A 17,468-nucleotide genomic window follows, 5' to 3' on the forward strand; every position below is an offset into this window, starting at 1 on the left:
ATTCCCCGCCTTTCCGTCCGTTCACGATTCCCCGCCTTTCCGGCGGAACAGCCACAGCTGCACCACCGTCACCACGGAAACCACCAGGAACAGCACGAACGAGGCCGCGGCGGCGATGCCCCAGTCGCCGTACCGGAACGCCTGCTGATACATCTCCAGAGCCGCGACATTGGTCGCATCGCCCGGCCCGCCCTCGCCCGTCATCACATTGATCAGCGCGAACGACTGCAGCCCGGTGATGAACTGGGTCAGGCAGACGAAGAGCAGTGACGGCCGCAGCAGCGGCAGGGTGATGCGCCAGAAGAGCGTGCGGCGGCCGGCGCCGTCCAGCTCCGCGGCCTCGTAGTAGACCTCCGGAATCGACTTCAGGCCCGCGGTGAGGATCAGGATCGCGGTGCCGACGGACGCCCATGCCTGCACCACGACGATGGACGGCAGGGCCGTGCCGGGGCTCTGGAGGAAGGCGACGGAGTCCAGACCGAGGCCGTTGAGCAGGCCGTTGACCAGGCCGCCCGGCTCGTACATGTACTTCCACACGTTGCCGACGGCGACCACGGTCGTCACCAGGGGCAGGAAGTACAGGGTGCGCCAGAACCCCTGGAAGCGCAGCTGGTTGATGCAGTGCGAGACCAGCAGCGCGCCGGAGAGCGCGATCGCCACGGTGCCCAGGGCGTAGAGCAGCGTGTTGGTCAGGACGGGGGTCAGGAACGTCGAGCCGCGGGCGAAGAGGTCGGTGAAGTTGGCCATGCCGACCGGGTCGATCGCGCCGAGGTCGAAGCCGGCCCAGCGCGACTGCGCCAGCAGCACGGCGAACAGCAGCGGCAGGGCGAGGAAGACCGCGAAGAACAGCAGGGCCGGGGCCAGGAACAGATAGGCCAGGGCGGTCTGCCGCCGCCGGGCCGCCCGGACGGGACCGCCGTCGGCCAGGGCCATGGGGCACCACCTCTCGTAGGGGCTCAGTAGGGCCGGGAGAGTTCCTGATCGATCTGCCGGGTGAGGGTGGCGAGCGCGGTGTCGACCGGGGCGCGGCCCGTCCAGATCTCCTCGATGTTCTTGCGCAGCAGCGCGGTGGTGCGCTGGGCGCGGGGGCCGTTCGGCTGCGGTACGGCATAGTGCAGCGCGTCCAGGAAGGGGCCCAGGTTCGGATCGCGGCCACCGGAGCCGTGCCGGCCGCCCTGTCCGCCCTCGCCGCCCAGCAGCTCCCGCATATCGTCCGCGCGGCCGGTCATCGAACCGACCGAGACCTGCAGCGCGCTCATCCGCGACACCGCGGTCCGCGGCCGTCCCGCGGCGGCCGGCCGCGCGGCCGGCACCGGCGCGGCGTTGAGCCAGTGCAGGAACTCCCATGCCTGGCGCGGATACCGGCTCCGGGCGTTCACGCCCAGCAGGAAGCCGGTCGCCAGCGTGCCCCGGTCACCCGGCGTCCGGCCCGGTACCGGCGCCACCCCGACATCGCGGTAGCCGTCGCCCATCGCCGCCCGCAGCCCCGCCGTCCACCAGCCCGCGTTGACCGTCATCGCCACCTGGCCGGAGGGGAAGGCCCGAAAGAGCGGGATGCCGGGGTCCGCGGCGCCGCGCGCGATGAGCCGGCGCTCCAGGTCGAGCACCTCCCGGCCGACCGCCGAGCCGAAGGCGGTGTGCCGGCCGTCGGTGGTCAGGAAGGCGCCGCCGCCCGCGGCCAGCAGGGCGAGCGTCTGCCCCACGACGGTCGAATCGTCGGCCCGCGACAGCCCGAACCCCTGCACCAGGGTGTTGCCGTGCCGGTCCCGCCGGGCGGTGCGGTACGCCGCGTCCGCCAGCTCCCGCCAGGTGCGCGGCGGCCGGTCTACGCCGGCTTCCCGCAGCAGCCGCCGGTTGTAGTAGAGGGCGTAGGTCTGCACCTCCGTCGGATAGCCGTAGACCGTGCCGTTGGCCGACGCCGCCGCCACGGCCGCGGGGGAGAAGTCCCGGCGGATCAGCCGCGCGGCCTCCCGCGGCGCCGGGCGCAGCACACCGGCCCGCACCAGCTGCCCGGTCCACAGCCCGGACGGATGGAGGATGTCGGGGCCCTGGCCCGCGGCCTGCCGCACCATGTACGTCGTCAGCAGATCGGTGAACTTGACCGCGGTGGTGCGGACTTCGACCCGTCGATGGGTCGCGTTCCACGCGCCGACCGCGGACTCCAGCGCCGATCTGAGGGGTTCGCTCGCATAGTGCGTCAGGACCGTCAGGGTCACCGGGGCGCCCGGGAGCCCGGCCCGTTCGCCGCCGTACCCCGCGTCCCCGGGCGCCTCGCACCCCGCGGCGGCCAGCAGGGCGGCCCCGGCCCCGCCGGCGGCACCCGCCGTGAACGTACGCCGCCTCACCCGGCCTCCCACTCCAGCACCGCGAACGTCCGGGTCGTGGTGAACCCGCTCCCTCGGTACAGATGCCCCGCCGGGCTCGCCTCGCCCGTCCACAGGAACCACGCCCCGTGGACGCCGAGCGCCCGCATCCGCTCCAGCGTGAGATGCAGCAGGACCTTGCCGAGGCCGGTGCCGCGCAGCTCCCGCCGTACGCCGAACGGGCCGAAGCGCTCGGTCATACCGTCGTAGGCGCCGTGCATGGCCCAGCCCGCCAGCCGCCCGTCCGGAGCGCGGGCGATGACGATGCGGTCCAGAGGGGCGCCGCCGGTCAGACACCGCCGGATCGTCCGTGCCCAGTCGGGGGTGAACTCCTCGGCGGCCAGCGGGACCAGGTCCACCAGATCGTCGTCGCAGGGGGTGCGAAAGCCGAACCCCGCTGCCTCCAGGGCCTGCTGGTGCCGCCGTACCGCGTCCGGCACGCGGTAGCCGATCAGGCTGCGGTCCATCGCGGCGGCCTCGTAGCGGACCCGGAACCCGAGGGCGCTCAGCAGCCGGTCGGCCTCCGGGTAGGCGGCCCGGTCCAGGCCGGGGAGCACATAGTTGGGGGTGTACGGGGCGAAGCCGATCCGGGTACGGCCGTGTCCGCGCAGCCAGTCGAGGGCGTCGGTGAGCAGCCGGCGGCCCAGGCCCGCGCGGCGGTGCGGGGGATCGACGAAGAAGAAGAGGAGCCAGCCGTCGGACGGCTCCAGATCGCCGCCGGTGAGCGGGGTGCGGCGGCGCACCGCGTAGGCGGCACCGACCACCTGGCCGCCGAGATCGGCCACCCGCAGGCCCTCGGCGTCGAAGTTGGGATCGAGCAGGACCAGCGTGCGGAAACGGGCGGCGCTGATCGGGTCGTCCGGGGCGCTGCGGGCCCAGGCCGCCAGCAGGGAGGGGCCGTCCCCGGGGCGGAAGGGCCGGAGGACGGGGCGCGGGCCGGGGGCGACGGTGGCGGGCATCGGACACTACTTACCGCAAATCCGGCACCTTGGCGACGTCGCACGCCCGTATGGCCCGCTCGCGTGGCGGGCCCGCGAGGCGGCAGGCATCTTGAGGAGAACGCCCGGCCGGCCTGTGGACGGGCAACCAGGAGGCTGCCGGATGCTGCGCAGAGCGCTGCGGATCCCCGCCGCCGGCGTCGCCTATCTGCTGACGGCGGCGGTCTCGTCGTCCGCGATGGCGTCGGGGCCGGAGGATTACGCGGATGTCGCGGTGGCCCGCGCGGCACGGGCCGGGCCCGGTACCGCGGCGACGCTGGTGATCGCGCACCGCGGCGCCTCCCGTTACGCGCCGGAGAACACCCTGGCCGCCGTGGACGCCGCCCACCGCCGCGGGCTCATATGGGTCGAGAACGATGTGCAGCGCACCAAGGACGGCCGGCTGGTCGTCCTGCACGACACCACGCTGCGGCGCACGACCGACGCCGCGAGGGTGTTTCCGGGGCGGGCGCCGTGGCGGGTGGGGGACTTCACCGCCGCCGAGATCGCGCGGCTGGACGCCGGGAGCTGGTTCGGCAAGCGGTTCGCGGGGGAGCGGGTGCCCACGCTCGCCGCGTTCCTGCGCCGCCTGGACCACAACGACCAGCGTCTTCTGCTGGAGATCAAGGCCCCGGAGAGATATCCGGGAATCGGGGCGCAGATCGTCCGGGAACTGCGGGCGCGCGGCTGGCTCGACCGCGGCCATGTCCGCGGCCGGCTGGTGGTCCAGAGTTTCTCCGTGGCGTGCGTGAAGACCGTGCACGAACTCGCGCCGCAGGTGCGCACCGGAATTCTGGGGGCGCCGGATATGGCCAAACTGGCGCGCTATGCGCGCTTCGCCGACCAGATCAACCCCCGTATGTCCGCGCTCAGTTCGCGCTGGCTCGCGGCCGTGCACCGGTTGCGCGGGCCGCACGGCCGCCCGTTGGAGGTCTATGCCTGGGACGTGGCGAAGAACACGAACGCGCGGTCGGTCCGGGCGCGGGGTATCGAAGGAATCATCGAATAGGCTCCGAGGGCCGGGAATCGGGCGGGATTGCCCGGATCGTGCGGGGCGGGGCGACGGCGGAGAGTGCACCGCGGCGCGCACTGAGTGAAGGAGCTGTGGAGAGCGGACGCCCGGCGTGTGGCCGCGGCAGGTCGGGATTTACGGGATTCCCGCCGCGCGGCTATGGTGCCTGGGATGTTCGACGCCGCCACCCTCCCCGTGAATGAACTAAGACGCAGGATTTGGCTTTTGGGTTCCGAAATGCGGCCCGACGCGGGCCAGCGTCCAGCACCTCCCCTGGGATCCTTCCGGGAGGCTCCTTGAACAACGAATATCCGGCGTACGGCGAACGGCGGGTGCCGCTCCCCCCGCCGCGGCAGATGCCGCACGACACGCTGAGCCGGGCCGGCGCCCCCGCGCCGGCGCAGACTTCCGGTGCCGCGACGACGACGCTGGCACCGGCGGCGACCGCCCCCTCGCACGCCAAGCCCAGAAGCCACGCCAAAGGCCGTGGCCGGGCCCGGGCCAAGAACACCGCGGCCGCCGGCGCCAAGCAGCGCGACGCGTTCTTCGACAATGCGAAGTACCTCGCCATCGTGCTGGTGGCGATGGGGCACTCCTGGGAACCGCTGCGGGACGGCAGCCGCACGGCAGCGGCGCTCTACATCACCGTCTATGCGTTCCATATGCCGGCGTTCATCATCATCTCCGGCTATTTCTCGCGCAGTTTCGATATGCGCAAGGACCGGCTCCAGCGGCTGATCACCGGAGTCGCCGTCCCGTACATCCTCTTCGAAGTCGCCTATACGCTCTTCAAGAGGTGGGCGGACGACGATCCGCATTACCCGATCAGCCTGACCGACCCCTGGTATCTGACGTGGTTCCTGGCCGCGCTCTTCATCTGGCGGCTGACCACTCCGCTGTGGAAAATCGTGCGCTGGCCGGTCCCGCTCGCGCTGGCCATCGCCGTACTCGCGTCCGTCTCACCGGACATCGGCGACGATCTGGACCTCCAGCGGACGCTGCAGTTCCTGCCCTTCTTCGTGATCGGGCTGGCGCTGCGACCGGAGCACTTCAAGCTCGTACGCCGCAAGAAGGCGCGGATCGCGGCCGTACCGGTCTTCGCGGGCGCCCTGGTCTTCGCGTACTGGGCGGCGCCGCGGATGAACGCCGCGTGGTTCTACCACCGTGACGCCGCGCAGGAACTCGCCGCGCCCTGGTGGAGCGGCGCGGTGATGACGCTGGCGATGTTCGGCTGCTCGCTGGTGCTGGTGGCCTGCTTCTTCGCCTGGGTACCGGGCCGCACGATGTGGTGCACGGCGCTGGGCGCGGGCACCCTCTACGGCTACCTGCTGCACGGCTTCCTCGCCAAGGGCTCGCGCTTTTGGAACTGGTACGACAACCCGTGGGTGCACACGCCCTGGGGCGCGGTGCTGCTCACGCTGATCGCGGGCACGGTCGTCACGGTGCTGTGCACACCGCCGGTGCAGCGGATCTTCCGCTTCGCGATGGAGCCCAAGATGACCTGGGCGTTCAAGAAGGACCCGGTGGGGGCGGCCCGCAGCCGGAACTGAGCCGCTGCGCAGGGGACGTCGGCGCCGGGGCGCCCGCCCCGCCGGGAGACCGGTGGGACGGGCGCCCTTCGGCTGTCCCGGGCCGGGTGGCCGGGGCGCCGCGCCGGCTACCGCACCACCGCGATGCCCTCGATCTCGACCAGCGCGGCCTCGTCCCACAGGCGGGTGGCGCCGATCACGGCCATCGCCGGGAAGTCCCCTCCGACCAGGCGCTTCCACACCCGGCCGAGCTCCCCGGCATGCCGCCGGTAGTCGGCGACGTCGACCGCGAAGACGGTGAGCTTGGCGAGGTCGCACGGGCCGGCCCCGGAGGCCGCCGCGACGTCCAGGAGGTTCGCCAGCGCGCGCTCGAACTGCTCGACGATGCCGTCGCCGACGATCCGGCCCGAGCCGTCGAGGGCGGTCTGCCCGGCGAGGAAGACCAGGGTGCCCGGGGCGGCGCGCACGGCATGGCTGAAGCCCGTCGGCGGCGCCAGGTGGGAGGGGTTGATGCGCTCCAGCCCGCCGCCGTTCGTGGTGCCGTCCGTGCCCGCTGTCTCAGCGCTCATCCGCGCCGGCTCCCCTCCGTCGCCAACTCGTCCCGCACGCCCGGGGATCGCGGCGCGGCCCGCAGCGCACCGGGGCGTCCGCGGCCCCTTCGGTGTCGCTCACGGCCGGCCCCTTCCCGGCTCATGCCGCGGCCGTCCACCGCCCTCGGCCCGCTCTCCGGCGAGTTTAGGGCCTGCCGGCGGATGAAGGCCGGGATCCCGCCGCCCGGATCAGGGCCGGGTCGGCGGTGCCTGGCGAGACGGGTGCGGGTCCGGGGCCGCCGACGCCAGCGGATCCCGGCCGTCCAGGGTGCCCCGGGAGCCGTACGGGCGGCAGCGTATGAACGCCGCCTGGTGGTGGAACGGCTTCGCCCGATGCTCCTCGACCGTCTCCTTGTGCTCGGGCCGGGCGGAGCCGTAGGCGTAGCGGCGCATGGCCGACAGGCTCCGCCACACCGAGAACGTGCCGACGAAGCGGGGCGGCCGGGCCAGCGCGACGGAGGCGATCAGCGCGGGATCGGCCGCGGCCCGCCCGGCTGCCCGGGAGTTGGCGCGCAGGAACGGCAGCGCGCGGCGCAGCCGCAGCTGCCCGAGGGTGAGGACGGCGACCGGCTCGTCCTCCTCGTCCAGCGCGGCGCCGGGCTCGGCCTCGAAGGGCATCGCAGGCCACGAGCCGGAGACCCGCACCGGCTGCAGCCGCACATGCCAGCCCCCGGCCAGCCGCCGTGCCAGCGGGCTCTCGGCGAGGAAGCCGTCGAGCGCGGCGTCGTCCTCCCATGCGGCGAGCAGCGCGACCCGGCCGGGGCGCACCTTGGGCGGGCCGGCGCCGATGGCGCCGGTGAGCAGGGTCTGGGCCTGGCGGAGGCCGGGGACCTGCCCCGGACGCGGGCGCTCGCGGAGGACACCGCGCATGGATCGGGCGCCCAGGTCGGCGAAGTGTACGGACACGATCACGATGACCCCCCGTATCCCGGCCCGCGGGGAGCGGCCGAGTAGGTTACCGATGCGTATACCAAGTGGTACACCATCCAGTATCCTTTACCGCACCGACAATTGCGAGCCGACGGCACCAGCCGGAACGAGCCAGATCGCGAGGGGTCCGCATGAGCGGGATCGACCGGAGCCGCGCCGCGCGCGCCGAGACCAGGACGCGTATCGAGGACACGGCCGCCCGGCTGTTCGCCGAGCGCGGCTTCGCGGGCACGACCATCGGGGAGATCGCCGCCGAGGCCGGCCTGAGCAAGCCGATGCTCTACCGCCACTTCGACTCCAAGCAGGAGCTGCACCTCGCGCTCCTGGAGCGGCACCGCGACGAGCTGGCCGCCGCCCCGATCCGCGAACTCCTCCACGGCGAGGGCGACATGGAGGCCCGGATCACGGCGATGTACGACGCCTGGTTCGGCTATGTGCAGAGCCATCCGTACACCTGGCGCATGATGTTCCGCGACACCACCGGGGACGCCGAGGTGCGGGACTTCCACCGCGAACTCCAGCGCCGGCAGCGCGAGACCGATATCGCGCTGCTCCGCGAGTTCGCGCCCGGCATCCCCGAGGCCGAGCTGGAGCCCCTCGGCGAGGCCATCCGCAGCTCGCTCTACGGCCTGGCCCTGTGGTGGCTGGACCGCCCCGACCACCCCCGCGAGCTGCTGGTCGCGGCGATGGTACGGATCACCCGCGGTCTGGTCTCCGGCGCCGATGAGCCGACCGCCGCGGACACCGACCGGTGAGGCGAGCGCCCCTCTTCCATGGACAGGCCCTACCGGCCGCGCTCCTCACTTCGCGTCCGCGTAGCACTCCACCACCGCTGTGGTGAACGGGAAACGGACCGGCGTCTCGCCGAACGCGATCCGCCCCGCCGTCGCGGCCGCCGCCGCGATCGCCTCGGACACCGCCGCCGCCTCCGGCGCGGGGCAGTGCACGATCACCTCGTCGTGCTGGAAGAAGACCAGCTCGGCACGGAGGGCGCCCTCGCGCAGCGAGCGGCGCAGCGCGGCCAGCATCAGCAGCGCCCAGTCCGCCGCGCTGCCCTGGACCACGAAGTTACGGGTGAACCGGCCGCGGGCGCGGGCGGCCGCGGATCCGCCGCCGTACCCCGCCGGCTGCTCCTCCTCCTGGGGCAGGCCCGCCTCGTCGGGCGGCGCCACGGAGGCCGGGGGGCAGGTGCGGCCCAGCCAGGTGCGCACCAGGCGGCCCTCCTCACCGGCGCGCGCCGCGTCGTCCACATACGCCATCGCCGCCGGATAGCGGCGGCGCAGATCGGCCATGTGCTTGAGGGCGTCGCCGGACGTCTGGCCGTAAACGGCCCCCAGCAGGCCGAGCTTGGCCTTGTCGCGGTCGCCGCCGAACGCGCGGGCGGCCAGATCCGCGTACAGGTCCTCGCCGCTGCCGGCCACCTCCATCAGACCGCGGTCGCGGGAGACGGCGGCCAGCACCCGCGGCTCCATCTGGGCGGCGTCGGCGACGACCAGGCGCCACCCCGGATCGGCGAGCACGGCCCGGCGGATCACCTTGGGGATCTGCAGCGCGCCGCCGCCGTTGGTGGTCCAGCGTCCGGAGACCGTGCCACCGGGCAGGTACTCGGGGCGGAAGCGGCCGTCGTGCACCCACTGCTGCAGCCATGACCACCCATGGGCGGTGTGCAGGCGGTAGAGCTTCTTGTACTCCAGCAGCGGCGCCACCGCCGGATGGTCGATCTGCGCCAGCTCCCACTTGCGGGTCGAGGTCAGGGAGATCCCGGCGCGGGCGAAGGCCCTGACGATCTCCTGCGGCAGATCGGGACGCACCCGCACGCCCTCGCCGAAGGCCCGGGACACCTCATCCGCCAGCTCCGCCATCCGTCGGGTCTCCAGCCCGCCCGGATAGCGCTCGCCCAGCAGCCCGTCGAGCAGCGCGCGGTGCACATCCGCCCGCCAGGGCACCCCGGCCCGGCGCAGCTCCGCCGCGATCAGCATGCCCGCCGACTCGGCGGCCAGCAGCAGCCGCATCCGCTCCGGATGCTCGGCCTGCTCCGTACGCGCCACCTGGCCCGCATAGACCTCCAGCAGCGCCGCCAGCTCGTCCGTGCCGGGCGGCAGCGGCACCGGACCCGGCTCGAAGAGGGACGGCTGGGTCTCGGCCGTACGCACGGGAGCGTCCGGCGGGACGGGCAGACCGTGCAGCCGCGCCCAGGCGGCGGCCAGCGAACGCGGCTGGCCCGACTGGCCCTCCTCATGGCCGATCAGCAGTGCTTCGGCGGCCTCCACGTCATAGCAGCGCTCGACCCGCACCCCCGCCGCCAGCAGCCGCCGGTAGGTCTCCGCCGTGGACCGCCACACCCACCGCTCGACCTCGGGCCGCGCGCGCACCGCCTCGCCGAGCGAGCCCTCCCGCACGACCGGTCCCGCGGGCCGGCCGTCCTGGGCGAGCGGGCAGAGACGAGCACCCCCGTCGCCCGTCTCCACCACCGCCCATCTCATGCTCCCGAGTCTTGCACCCGCCTCTGACAATCGACGCCGGACGGCGGCCCGACCTCGCACGACGGGGCCGTCCGGGCCGGCGCCGCGGCGTCCTCGCGCGGCACGAACCCTCTGGAATTTCCTTCGGCCGGCTCCCGGCCGGGACGAGACTTCGCACGGATAAAACGATGTGTGTTTATGGTTTCGCGGCATCCGGGTGAATCGGCGAAACCGCACCCTCGGAAGCGAGTTGAGCCAGTGCGCTCCCATTCGGGCACCCCGCTTCGAGAAGGGTTAAAAGTGATCAAGAAGGTCCTGGCCACGACGGCCGTGGCCGCGTCCGTCGTCGGAATTTCGGCGACGGCCGCTCCCCAGGCAATGGCGGTCGGCAAGCACGGCGGTGGAACCGCGACGGTCAACGGCAACGGCACCAAGTCCGCTTTCGGCAACTCCACCACCCGGGGCAGGATGAGCCCGCAGCTGGAGCTCGTGCAGGGGTCGCTGAACCACCTCTGCGCGGCGCTGATCGGCGAGAAGGCCAACTTCGGTTCGCTGGGCGGATTCATCCCGGTCACGGTCCAGGACATCAATGTCCTGTCCAACCCGCAGACGCAGCAGTGCGTGCGGAACTCGACGCAGGCCAAGGGCGACGAGGCGGTGTCGCACATCCTGAACGACATCCCGATCCTGTCCGGCAACGGAGCGCGTCACCACAAGCCGCGTCACCACAAGCACTGAGGCCGAAGGCCGCAAGGCCCGGACCGCCGGCTCTCACTTCGGAGCGGGCCGGGACTGCGGTGCCCGGTGGCGAACCGGTGGGAACGGAATTTCTCGATCCCTCCGGTGGGAATTACTATTCGGCGGCTACCTCGTCTGTTCGAAATCCGGTGTTTTTTCCGCGTCGTATGCGCGGCGGCAATCTCCCGAAACGATATTGCATCCTTCGGGCGATTCCTCCGAAACTCCCCGGTGAGAGTTTCGTCCACGAGGAGAAATTGTTACCAATATCAGCAGCGGCGTTACGGGCGAGCAGATCAGCGCCCGTGCGACACGATGGTCGTGTTCGCTACGGACCCGCTGCAGAAAGGGCTGAAAGTGAAGTACGGAAAGGTTGCGGCAGCCACTGCCGGCATGCTCATGGCAGTGGGCGCGGCTGCCCCGGCGTTCGCTGACGCGGGTGCGGTGGGCAAGGCCAAGCACTCTCCCGGCGTCATCTCCGGAAACGTCGTACAGATTCCGATCAACATCCCGATCAATCTGTGCGGTAACACCGCTCAATTCGTCGGAGCGCTGAACCCGGCGTTCGGCAACAAGTGCGCCAACCTCAGCCACCACAAGTAAGAGGTGTGCTGATCCCGGGCGCCGGTTCGAAGGAATTCGAGCCGCGTCCATGACCCGGTGCCGGTGTGCGATTCACTGCACACCGGCACCGGGTCCTTTTTGGCCCATCCGGACAAACGCCTGGGCCCGCACCTTTCGGGTGGAGTTGCCGTGAAGGCGGAACTTCGGAGTTTCTCCGCGCGGCAGTACTCGTTAGTGAGGGGGAAAGCGGTGATCCGAGCGGCGAAATGCCGCTCACGCGGCGCTGGTGCCGCGGTCCCGTCAAGCACCGCCCGAGAAGGGACAGTTGAAAGTGAAGTACGCGAAGTCTGCGGTGGTTGTCGCCGGTTCCGTCGTTGCGCTGGGCGCCGCCGCGCCCGCCATTGCCGCCCAGCACGGAGTTCCGGCCGGCATCCAGCCCGGACCGAAGATGAGCCTCAACGGCGGGCTGCACGACGCGCTGCGGAGCAAGCAGCTGGACGGCCACCAGGTGCGGCCGCTGGTCAAGAAGATCAAGACCACCGGTGAGAAGGTCAAGTCGGCCAACGCGAACAAGCTGCTCGGCGGCGTTGCGGCGGCGGCGAAGGGCAGTCCGCTGCTCGGCGGCCTTCCGATCAGGTAACCCCGCTGTCCCCGTGGGCCGCTCCGGGCGCATTCGACACGGACGTCGAATCCCGCGGGGCGGCCCCGACCGTGTCTATCGCCGTCCGGCGGGCCGCCGCGCCCGGGAACTTCCCGGTCGGCCGCCGGACCGATCGGAAAAGCGGATCACGGCGTCAGGGCGTTCGAGTGAATGAGCACAACCAAATTCGCTCTTGTGAGTTGGGCAGATTGTCTGGCCCAAGGGCATCCAGAAACACAAAGGATCACCAATGATCAAGAAAGCTCTGGCGACCGCGGCCGCGGCTGCGTCCATTGTCGGTGTTGCCGCAGCTTCCGCCTCCCCGGCGATGGCCACGGGTAAGCACCACGACGGCGGTAAGCACCACGGTGGAAAGCACCACGGCACGACTTCCGTCAACGGAAACGGGACGACGCAGCTCTACGGGAACTCGACCACCAAGGGCTACATGAGCCCGCAGATCGGCTTGATCCAGGGCTCGCTGAACAAGCCCTGCATCGCCCTGCCGTACAAGGCGAACTTCGGCTCGCTGGCCGGATTCATCCCGGTCACGGTCCAGGACATCAACGTGCTGGCCAACCCGCAGTCGCAGCAGTGCGCCGAGAACTCCACCCAGGCCAAGGGCGACGAGGCGCTGTCGCACATCCTCAACGACATTCCGATCCTGTCCGGCAACGGCGGTGGCAAGCACCACCGCCGCTGACCGGCCGAGGGATATCCGGGCCGCCCGGCCCTCCTTCTTCCGGGCGGCCCGGATTCCTGCTGCCTCCCGCCGTATCCAGGTGAGTCGGGTGGGCGTGATGCGGGACGGTGCCGGTCAGAGAAATGCCCGGCACCGTCCCGCTGAATTGTTATTCGCTTGTGATCGCGATCCGGTGAACCGGCTCGTTGGGGATGGTGTGTGGAGGGAAGCGTGCCAATGCCCTTGCGAGATTGATGGGGTTGCCGGGGCATTGGCATGCCGGCCGGAAAAGGGAACCCGCGAAGCCGTTCACCGAAATCGCGGGGCCCGTGCTGCTCCGCCGGCCGAGGGCCGAACACGCGAATCGGTGTCGGTCGGGGACCGTATGCGATCTATTCGGGTGACGTAGGAGAACTCCGGGCTGCGGGCCGGGTTGTTCAAAACGGGCTCCTGTGCCGGGAGTTCCGTCTCCTGAAGGGGTTGCGTGATGAAGAAGATTCTTGCCGGTGCGGCTGTCGCGGCGTCGCTGGTCGGTATTTCCGCTGCGGCCGCTCCGCAGGCCATGGCGAGCGACGGGCACAAGGGCACCAGGACGGTCAACGGAAACGGGGGGAAGTCGGTCTACGGCAACTCCACCACCCGCGGAAAGCTCAGCACCCAGCTCGGACTCGTGCAGGGCTCCCTGAACGACCTCTGCGCGGCGCTGATCGGCGAGAAGGCCAACTTCGGTTCGCTGGGCGGATTCATCCCGGTCACGGTCCAGGACATCAATGTCCTGTCCAACCCGCAGACGCAGCAGTGCGTGCGGAACTCGACGCAGGCCAAGGGCGACGAAGCGGTGTCGCACATCCTGAACGACATCCCGATCGCGTCCGGCAACGGAGGCCACAAGCGCGGCCACTGAAGCCCGACGGCCTCGGCCGAACCACCGCTTGCGTCTCCGGGCGGTCGGCGCCGCGTATGCGCTGCCGACCGCCCGGCCGTGTGAGCGCCACGGTGGCCCGCGGACGGTGGCCCGGACGCGATGACCGCAGACGAGGGATGAGAGATGCGACAGAGTCTGAAGGTGTGTGTGCTCGTTGCGGCCGCCTCGGGTGCGCTCGGCGCGAGCGGCGCCGTGGTGCACGGGGCCGCCGGCGGGGCCGCCATGAATGCGCCCGGAGTGCTGTCCGGGAACAGCATCCGGGTGAGCGTGTTCAACCCCGTCAACGTGTGCGGCAACGCGGCGGACGGAGCGGGGGCGCTCGACCAGGCCGAGCACGACATGTGCGGGCACCGCGGCGCGCCCGCGCCGGCCGCCCAGCGGCCCCCGCTGGCGCCGTCCGCCGGGGCGCACCGCAGGGCCGGAAAACCGGCGGGGCACCGCGCCCCGGCGAAGACCGCCGCCGAGCCCGCCTCGCGCCCCGGGCACGAACCCCGGCTGGGCGCGGTGGCGCGGGCCGGGGCGACCGCGGGCTCCGCGCTGCTCGCGTCCACCGGTGTGGACGAGCCGGCCATCGTGGCCGGTGTCGGCGGGGTGCTGTTGCTGGGCGGGGCGCTCCTGCTGCGCAGGGCCCGTTCGCGGCGCAAGTGAGCGGGGTAGGAGCAGGGCGCGTGTCAGGGGCGTCGGGCCGGCTCCGGCGGCCGCGGGGCGCGGCGGCCGGCCGAGCGGATCCGGCGGGCCGCTCGGCCTGGGCCACCCGGTCGAGCCGGCCGTCGGCATCGCCGGACGGTTCGACCGCAGGCCGTCGTACCGCTGGCGGCGGGCGACGCTGCGGCTGGAAGCCGCCCTGCGGGCCGTACGACGGATCGTGCGGATCAACGCGCCAGTGCCTGGTCCGGCACGGGAAGGATCGTTCATTCGCTCATTGGTGGGACCCGCCTCCCGGGGCGTTTGAAGTGCGCGGATACGGGTGCGCCGCAGGATCGTGCCGGTCGGTGCGGGCTCTGGCAAAATGACGATGAAATACGATGAAAGCCGCAAAGGTGATGAGTCGATGAGGTGGGGTCATGCTCATTGCACTGGCGCAGACGGATTGCGTGCTGGGCGAGGTGGCGGAGAACCTCATGATCGCCCGCGAGCAGATCGAGCAGGCCGCCGCCCAGGGGGCCGATCTCGTCATCTTTCCCGAACTGAGCCTGCACGGCTATCACTTGGGCGCCCTGAAGCGGGACGAGTCCATCGAGGCGAGCGACCCCCGGCTGCTGGAGCTGAGCACGCTGGGCCCCGATGTGCTGCTCGGTTTCCATGAGCACACCAGCCTGCGCGCGTACAACGCCGCGGTCTACTACTCCGCCGGGTCGCTGCTGCACGCCCACCGCAAGCTCTACCTCCCCAACTACCTCGCCTGGGAGGAGCGCAAGCACGTCAGCCCCGGGCAGTCGCTGCGCGCCTATGAGCTGAAGCGGTCCAGGACCGGGGGGCGGGGGGCGACGCTGGTGTGCAACGACGCCTGGCAGCCGGTGCTCCCGTGGCTGGCGGTGCAGGACGGCGCGGAGGTGCTGTTCGTGCCGACCAACAGCGCGGCGAGCCTGGATCCGGAGGCCATGGACACCGGCCTGTACTGGGACACCCTGCTGTCCTATACGGCGCGGATGCTGCAGTGCTGGGTGGTCTTCGTCAACCGGGTCGGCAATGAGCACGGCGCGACGTTCTGGGGCGGCTCGCGGGTGGTGGACCCACGGGGAGCGGTGGTGGCGCAGGCGCCCAAGTGGGAGCCCTCGCTGGTCACCGTCGAGATCGATCTCACCGAGGCGCGGCGGCAGCGCCGCGCGGTGCCGCTGGTCGCCGAGGCCCGGCTGGGGCTGATCGACCGCGAGGTGCGGCGGCTGATCGACGAGGGCGGCGACAGCTGACGGACCGGCGGCCGGGCGTCAGTGGCCGGGCGCCGACTCCGGGCGGGGCGCCTCGGCGGTCCGGTCGTCCTTGAGGGCCTTGGCCTCGGACTTCAGGATGCGCATCGAGCGCCCGAGGCCGCGGGCCATGTCGGGCAGCTTCTTCGAGCCGAAGAGCAGCACGAGCACCGCGATGATCAGGATCAGGTGCCAGGGCTCGAAGGCGTTGCGGAGCATGGGGACGCTCGCTTTCGTCGGGGGCCGGCGGACGTTCTGTCCAGTATTACCCGAACGGTCCGGCCGTCCGGTCCAGGGGGTCTCCCCGGACCGGACGGCCGGAGCGTGGCCGCGACCGGACCCGCGTACGCCCGGAGGCGTTGCCGCGGTCGGCCGGCCAGCTGGACTTGCGTACGCCCGGAGGCGTTGTCGCAGTCGAGCTACCAACTTGCCGAAGCCCGGCTTGCGGCCGGTCAGCTGGCAGTGGGCGGACACGGTGCGGTCCCTCCAGCGGTCGGGGCCTCGAAGGGCTTATTGAAAATGGAAACCATTTACGTATACTGGCCGCATGGCCCGCAACGAACTCCGTCCGGTCGTCAAGCTCCGGTCCACCGCCGGCACCGGATACACCTACGTGACCCGCAAGAACCGCCGTAACGACCCCGACCGCCTGGAAATGCGCAAGTACGACCCGGTCGCCGGCCGGCACGTCGCTTTCCGAGAGGAGCGCTGAGGACAGCCGTGAAGCCTGGAATCCACCCCGCCTACGGGCCGGTCGTCTTCCGCGACCGGGCCGCCGACTACGCCTTCCTCACGCGCTCGACCGCGACCGGCGACAAGACCGTCGAGTGGGAGGACGGCAACACCTATCCCGTCATCGACGTCGAGATCTCCTCGGCGAGCCACCCCTTCTACACGGGCACCGCCCGGGTGATGGACACCGCGGGCCGCGTCGAGCGGTTCGAGCGCCGCTACGGCAAGGCCCGCTGATGGAGCGGCTCGCGCTGGTGCTGGTGGGCGGCCTGCACGCGGACGCACGGCGGGCGACCGTGGAGCGGCTGCTGCGCTCGGTGCCGGGCAGTGTCGCCCTCCACCACGACCTGGCCTCGGCCGTGGCGGGCACCGTACGGCGCACGGTCCGCGACGCCGGCGGCACACTCGACAGCGCCGAGGTGCCGCTGGTCAACGACTGCGCCTGCTGTGCGCTGCGCGAGGACCTGGTGCCCGAGCTGGAGCGGCTGGCCGCCGGCCGGACCTGCCGGCTGGCGATCGTCGAACTGTGGGACTCGGTCGAGCCCAAGGCGATGGCCGAGGTGGTCACCGGCTGCGGCAGCGCGAGCCTCTCGCTGACCGGCGTGATCACCGCGGTCGATCCGGCGCGGGTGCTGGAGTGCCTGGGCTGCGGCGACGACCTCGCCGAGGTCGGCCTCGCCGCCGCGGCGTCCGATCAGCGCACGGTCGCCGACACCTGGGCGCGGCAGCTGGAGTACGCACCGGTGCTGGCGATCGCGACCGGGGAGGAAGCGGCCGAGCCCGCCGACCTCGCGCTCCTGGAGCAGCTGCACCCGACGGCCCGGCGGATTCCGGTCGAATCCGCCGAGCTGACGGCCGCCGCGCTGGCCGGATTCGATGTGGCGGCGGCCGCGGCCCGCCAGCACCCGGCCTGTGCGCTGCTGCCGCAGGAGGCCGACGCGGACGGCGTCGGCACGCTCGTATGGCAGCACACCCGCCCGTTCCACCCCGAGCGGCTCTACGCCGCGCTGGAGGACCTGACCTGTGCGGCCGCGCGCAGCCGGGGCCGGTTCTGGCTGGCCGACCGCCCGGACACGCTGCTGTCGTGGGACGCGGCCGGCGGGGCGCTGTGCGTGGAGAACGCAGGGCCGTGGCTGGTCTCGCTGCCGGACGCCGCCTGGGAGATGGTGCCGCCGCTGCGCCGGGCCGCCGCCGCGCTGGACTGGCACCCCGAGCACGGCGACCGCGCCCAGCACCTGGTCTTCACCTCGCCGGGCCTGGACCGCGAGGGCCTGACCGCGCTGCTGGCGTCCTGCCTGCTCACCGATGCCGAGTACGCGGGTGGCCGGTCGGCCTGGAAGAGCCTGCCGCCCGCCTTCGACGAGCTCCTCGACCCCGTTTCGTAACCCCGGCCGGTCCGTCCGCAGGCGGCGGGCCG

General features: G+C 71.9%; 20 protein-coding genes. 13 read left to right on the forward strand and 7 right to left on the reverse strand.

The window, feature by feature from the left end; translation table 11 throughout:
• Positions 1-21 precede the first annotated feature (21 nt).
• From ACZ4NB_RS17655 to ACZ4NB_RS17665, 3 genes are read right to left on the reverse strand one after another with little or no spacing between them, the layout of a single operon-like run.
• Positions 22-933, reverse strand: coding sequence for a carbohydrate ABC transporter permease (locus ACZ4NB_RS17655; protein ID WP_467662445.1), 912 nt, complete (start codon positions 931-933; stop codon positions 22-24).
• Positions 934-956: 23 nt separating this feature from the next.
• The gene (locus ACZ4NB_RS17660) at positions 957-2,345 is read right to left on the reverse strand and encodes an extracellular solute-binding protein (RefSeq protein WP_467662447.1); all 1,389 of its coding nucleotides are present in this window, start codon (positions 2,343-2,345) and stop codon (positions 957-959) included.
• Entirely contained in the window at positions 2,342-3,322 is a 981-nt protein-coding gene (locus ACZ4NB_RS17665) for a GNAT family N-acetyltransferase (RefSeq protein ID WP_467662449.1), read from the reverse strand. Before ACZ4NB_RS17665 ends, ACZ4NB_RS17660 begins: the two co-directional genes overlap by 4 nt.
• Before the next feature lie 142 nt (positions 3,323-3,464).
• On the opposite strand from ACZ4NB_RS17665, the gene ACZ4NB_RS17670 reads away from it, so the two are divergent.
• The gene (locus tag ACZ4NB_RS17670; protein ID WP_467662451.1) at positions 3,465-4,349 is read left to right on the forward strand and encodes a glycerophosphodiester phosphodiesterase; all 885 of its coding nucleotides are present in this window, start codon (positions 3,465-3,467) and stop codon (positions 4,347-4,349) included.
• Positions 4,350-4,648: 299 nt separating this feature from the next.
• On the forward strand, positions 4,649-5,902 hold the full coding sequence (locus ACZ4NB_RS17675) for an acyltransferase family protein (protein WP_467662452.1): 1,254 nt from the start codon (positions 4,649-4,651) through the stop codon (positions 5,900-5,902).
• A 107-nt stretch (positions 5,903-6,009) separates the two neighbouring features.
• Here the strand turns inward: ACZ4NB_RS17675 and ACZ4NB_RS17680 are convergent, their stop codons facing one another.
• Positions 6,010-6,450 (reverse strand): RidA family protein, encoded by a 441-nt coding sequence (locus ACZ4NB_RS17680; protein ID WP_467662454.1) that lies wholly within the window; start codon positions 6,448-6,450, stop codon positions 6,010-6,012.
• Between the two features lie 210 nt (positions 6,451-6,660).
• On the reverse strand, positions 6,661-7,377 hold the full coding sequence (locus ACZ4NB_RS17685) for a spheroidene monooxygenase (RefSeq protein ID WP_467662456.1): 717 nt from the start codon (positions 7,375-7,377) through the stop codon (positions 6,661-6,663).
• Positions 7,378-7,532: 155 nt separating this feature from the next.
• On the opposite strand from ACZ4NB_RS17685, the gene ACZ4NB_RS17690 reads away from it, so the two are divergent.
• A complete protein-coding gene (locus tag ACZ4NB_RS17690; RefSeq protein WP_467662457.1) occupies positions 7,533-8,156 on the forward strand; it encodes a TetR/AcrR family transcriptional regulator in 624 nt (207 codons plus the stop codon).
• 45 nt (positions 8,157-8,201) lie between these two features.
• Here the strand turns inward: ACZ4NB_RS17690 and ACZ4NB_RS17695 are convergent, their stop codons facing one another.
• A complete protein-coding gene (locus ACZ4NB_RS17695; protein ID WP_467662459.1) occupies positions 8,202-9,884 on the reverse strand; it encodes a bifunctional 3'-5' exonuclease/DNA polymerase in 1,683 nt (560 codons plus the stop codon).
• 279 nt (positions 9,885-10,163) lie between these two features.
• Here ACZ4NB_RS17695 and ACZ4NB_RS17700 point away from each other — a divergent pair, with 279 nt between their 5' ends.
• From ACZ4NB_RS17700 to ACZ4NB_RS17730, 7 genes are all read left to right on the forward strand, one after another.
• Positions 10,164-10,601: a rodlin gene (locus ACZ4NB_RS17700; protein WP_467662461.1), complete on the forward strand. Its 438-nt coding sequence runs from the start codon at positions 10,164-10,166 to the stop codon at positions 10,599-10,601.
• A gap of 357 nt (positions 10,602-10,958) precedes the next feature.
• Positions 10,959-11,204 carry a chaplin gene (locus ACZ4NB_RS17705; protein WP_384428190.1) on the forward strand — a complete coding sequence of 82 codons (246 nt, stop codon included), beginning with the start codon at positions 10,959-10,961 and terminating at the stop codon, positions 11,202-11,204.
• A gap of 292 nt (positions 11,205-11,496) precedes the next feature.
• Positions 11,497-11,805 (forward strand): hypothetical protein, encoded by a 309-nt coding sequence (locus tag ACZ4NB_RS17710; protein ID WP_467662463.1) that lies wholly within the window; start codon positions 11,497-11,499, stop codon positions 11,803-11,805.
• A gap of 250 nt (positions 11,806-12,055) precedes the next feature.
• Positions 12,056-12,508, forward strand: coding sequence for a rodlin (locus tag ACZ4NB_RS17715; protein ID WP_467662465.1), 453 nt, complete (start codon positions 12,056-12,058; stop codon positions 12,506-12,508).
• Between the two features lie 463 nt (positions 12,509-12,971).
• Entirely contained in the window at positions 12,972-13,391 is a 420-nt protein-coding gene (locus tag ACZ4NB_RS17720) for a rodlin (RefSeq protein WP_467662467.1), read from the forward strand.
• 144 nt (positions 13,392-13,535) lie between these two features.
• Positions 13,536-14,060, forward strand: a complete 525-nt coding sequence (locus tag ACZ4NB_RS17725; RefSeq protein ID WP_467662469.1) for a chaplin — start codon at positions 13,536-13,538, stop codon at positions 14,058-14,060.
• 416 nt (positions 14,061-14,476) lie between these two features.
• Positions 14,477-15,322 (forward strand): nitrilase-related carbon-nitrogen hydrolase, encoded by an 846-nt coding sequence (locus tag ACZ4NB_RS17730; RefSeq protein ID WP_467662471.1) that lies wholly within the window; start codon positions 14,477-14,479, stop codon positions 15,320-15,322.
• 18 nt (positions 15,323-15,340) lie between these two features.
• Here ACZ4NB_RS17730 and tatA read toward each other — a convergent pair whose 3' ends face one another.
• On the reverse strand, positions 15,341-15,538 hold the full coding sequence (gene tatA, locus ACZ4NB_RS17735; RefSeq protein ID WP_384428015.1) for a Sec-independent protein translocase subunit TatA: 198 nt from the start codon (positions 15,536-15,538) through the stop codon (positions 15,341-15,343).
• A 328-nt stretch (positions 15,539-15,866) separates the two neighbouring features.
• Here tatA and rpmG point away from each other — a divergent pair, with 328 nt between their 5' ends.
• Genes rpmG through ACZ4NB_RS17750 form a run of 3 tightly spaced genes read left to right on the forward strand, consistent with a single transcriptional unit; the run spans position 15,867 to position 17,436 of the window.
• Complete coding sequence (rpmG, locus tag ACZ4NB_RS17740; protein WP_467662473.1) at positions 15,867-16,031, forward strand: 50S ribosomal protein L33; 165 nt, start codon at positions 15,867-15,869, stop codon at positions 16,029-16,031.
• A gap of 8 nt (positions 16,032-16,039) precedes the next feature.
• Entirely contained in the window at positions 16,040-16,288 is a 249-nt protein-coding gene (locus ACZ4NB_RS17745) for a type B 50S ribosomal protein L31 (RefSeq protein ID WP_467662475.1), read from the forward strand.
• Positions 16,288-17,436 (forward strand): CobW family GTP-binding protein, encoded by a 1,149-nt coding sequence (locus tag ACZ4NB_RS17750; RefSeq protein ID WP_467662477.1) that lies wholly within the window; start codon positions 16,288-16,290, stop codon positions 17,434-17,436. Before ACZ4NB_RS17745 ends, ACZ4NB_RS17750 begins: the two co-directional genes overlap by 1 nt.
• Positions 17,437-17,468 lie beyond the last annotated feature (32 nt).

The organism is Streptomyces sp. NPDC026575 (genome assembly GCF_055567415.1).

What these genes read in the sequence shown, in the direction of transcription:
- ACZ4NB_RS17655 (WP_467662445.1), bottom strand. Translation starts at nt 933, where the DNA reads ATGGCCCTGGCCGACGGCGGTCCCGTCCGGGCGGCCCGGCGGCGGCAG.
- ACZ4NB_RS17665 (WP_467662449.1), bottom strand. Translation starts at nt 3,322, where the DNA reads ATGCCCGCCACCGTCGCCCCCGGCCCGCGCCCCGTCCTCCGGCCCTTC.
- ACZ4NB_RS17670 (WP_467662451.1), top strand. Translation starts at nt 3,465, where the DNA reads ATGCTGCGCAGAGCGCTGCGGATCCCCGCCGCCGGCGTCGCCTATCTG.
- ACZ4NB_RS17680 (WP_467662454.1), bottom strand. Translation starts at nt 6,450, where the DNA reads ATGAGCGCTGAGACAGCGGGCACGGACGGCACCACGAACGGCGGCGGG.
- ACZ4NB_RS17690 (WP_467662457.1), top strand. Translation starts at nt 7,533, where the DNA reads ATGAGCGGGATCGACCGGAGCCGCGCCGCGCGCGCCGAGACCAGGACG.
- ACZ4NB_RS17695 (WP_467662459.1), bottom strand. Translation starts at nt 9,884, where the DNA reads ATGAGATGGGCGGTGGTGGAGACGGGCGACGGGGGTGCTCGTCTCTGC.
- ACZ4NB_RS17715 (WP_467662465.1), top strand. Translation starts at nt 12,056, where the DNA reads ATGATCAAGAAAGCTCTGGCGACCGCGGCCGCGGCTGCGTCCATTGTC.
- ACZ4NB_RS17725 (WP_467662469.1), top strand. Translation starts at nt 13,536, where the DNA reads ATGCGACAGAGTCTGAAGGTGTGTGTGCTCGTTGCGGCCGCCTCGGGT.
- ACZ4NB_RS17730 (WP_467662471.1), top strand. Translation starts at nt 14,477, where the DNA reads ATGCTCATTGCACTGGCGCAGACGGATTGCGTGCTGGGCGAGGTGGCG.
- tatA (WP_384428015.1), bottom strand. Translation starts at nt 15,538, where the DNA reads ATGCTCCGCAACGCCTTCGAGCCCTGGCACCTGATCCTGATCATCGCG.
- rpmG (WP_467662473.1), top strand. Translation starts at nt 15,867, where the DNA reads ATGGCCCGCAACGAACTCCGTCCGGTCGTCAAGCTCCGGTCCACCGCC.
- ACZ4NB_RS17750 (WP_467662477.1), top strand. Translation starts at nt 16,288, where the DNA reads ATGGAGCGGCTCGCGCTGGTGCTGGTGGGCGGCCTGCACGCGGACGCA.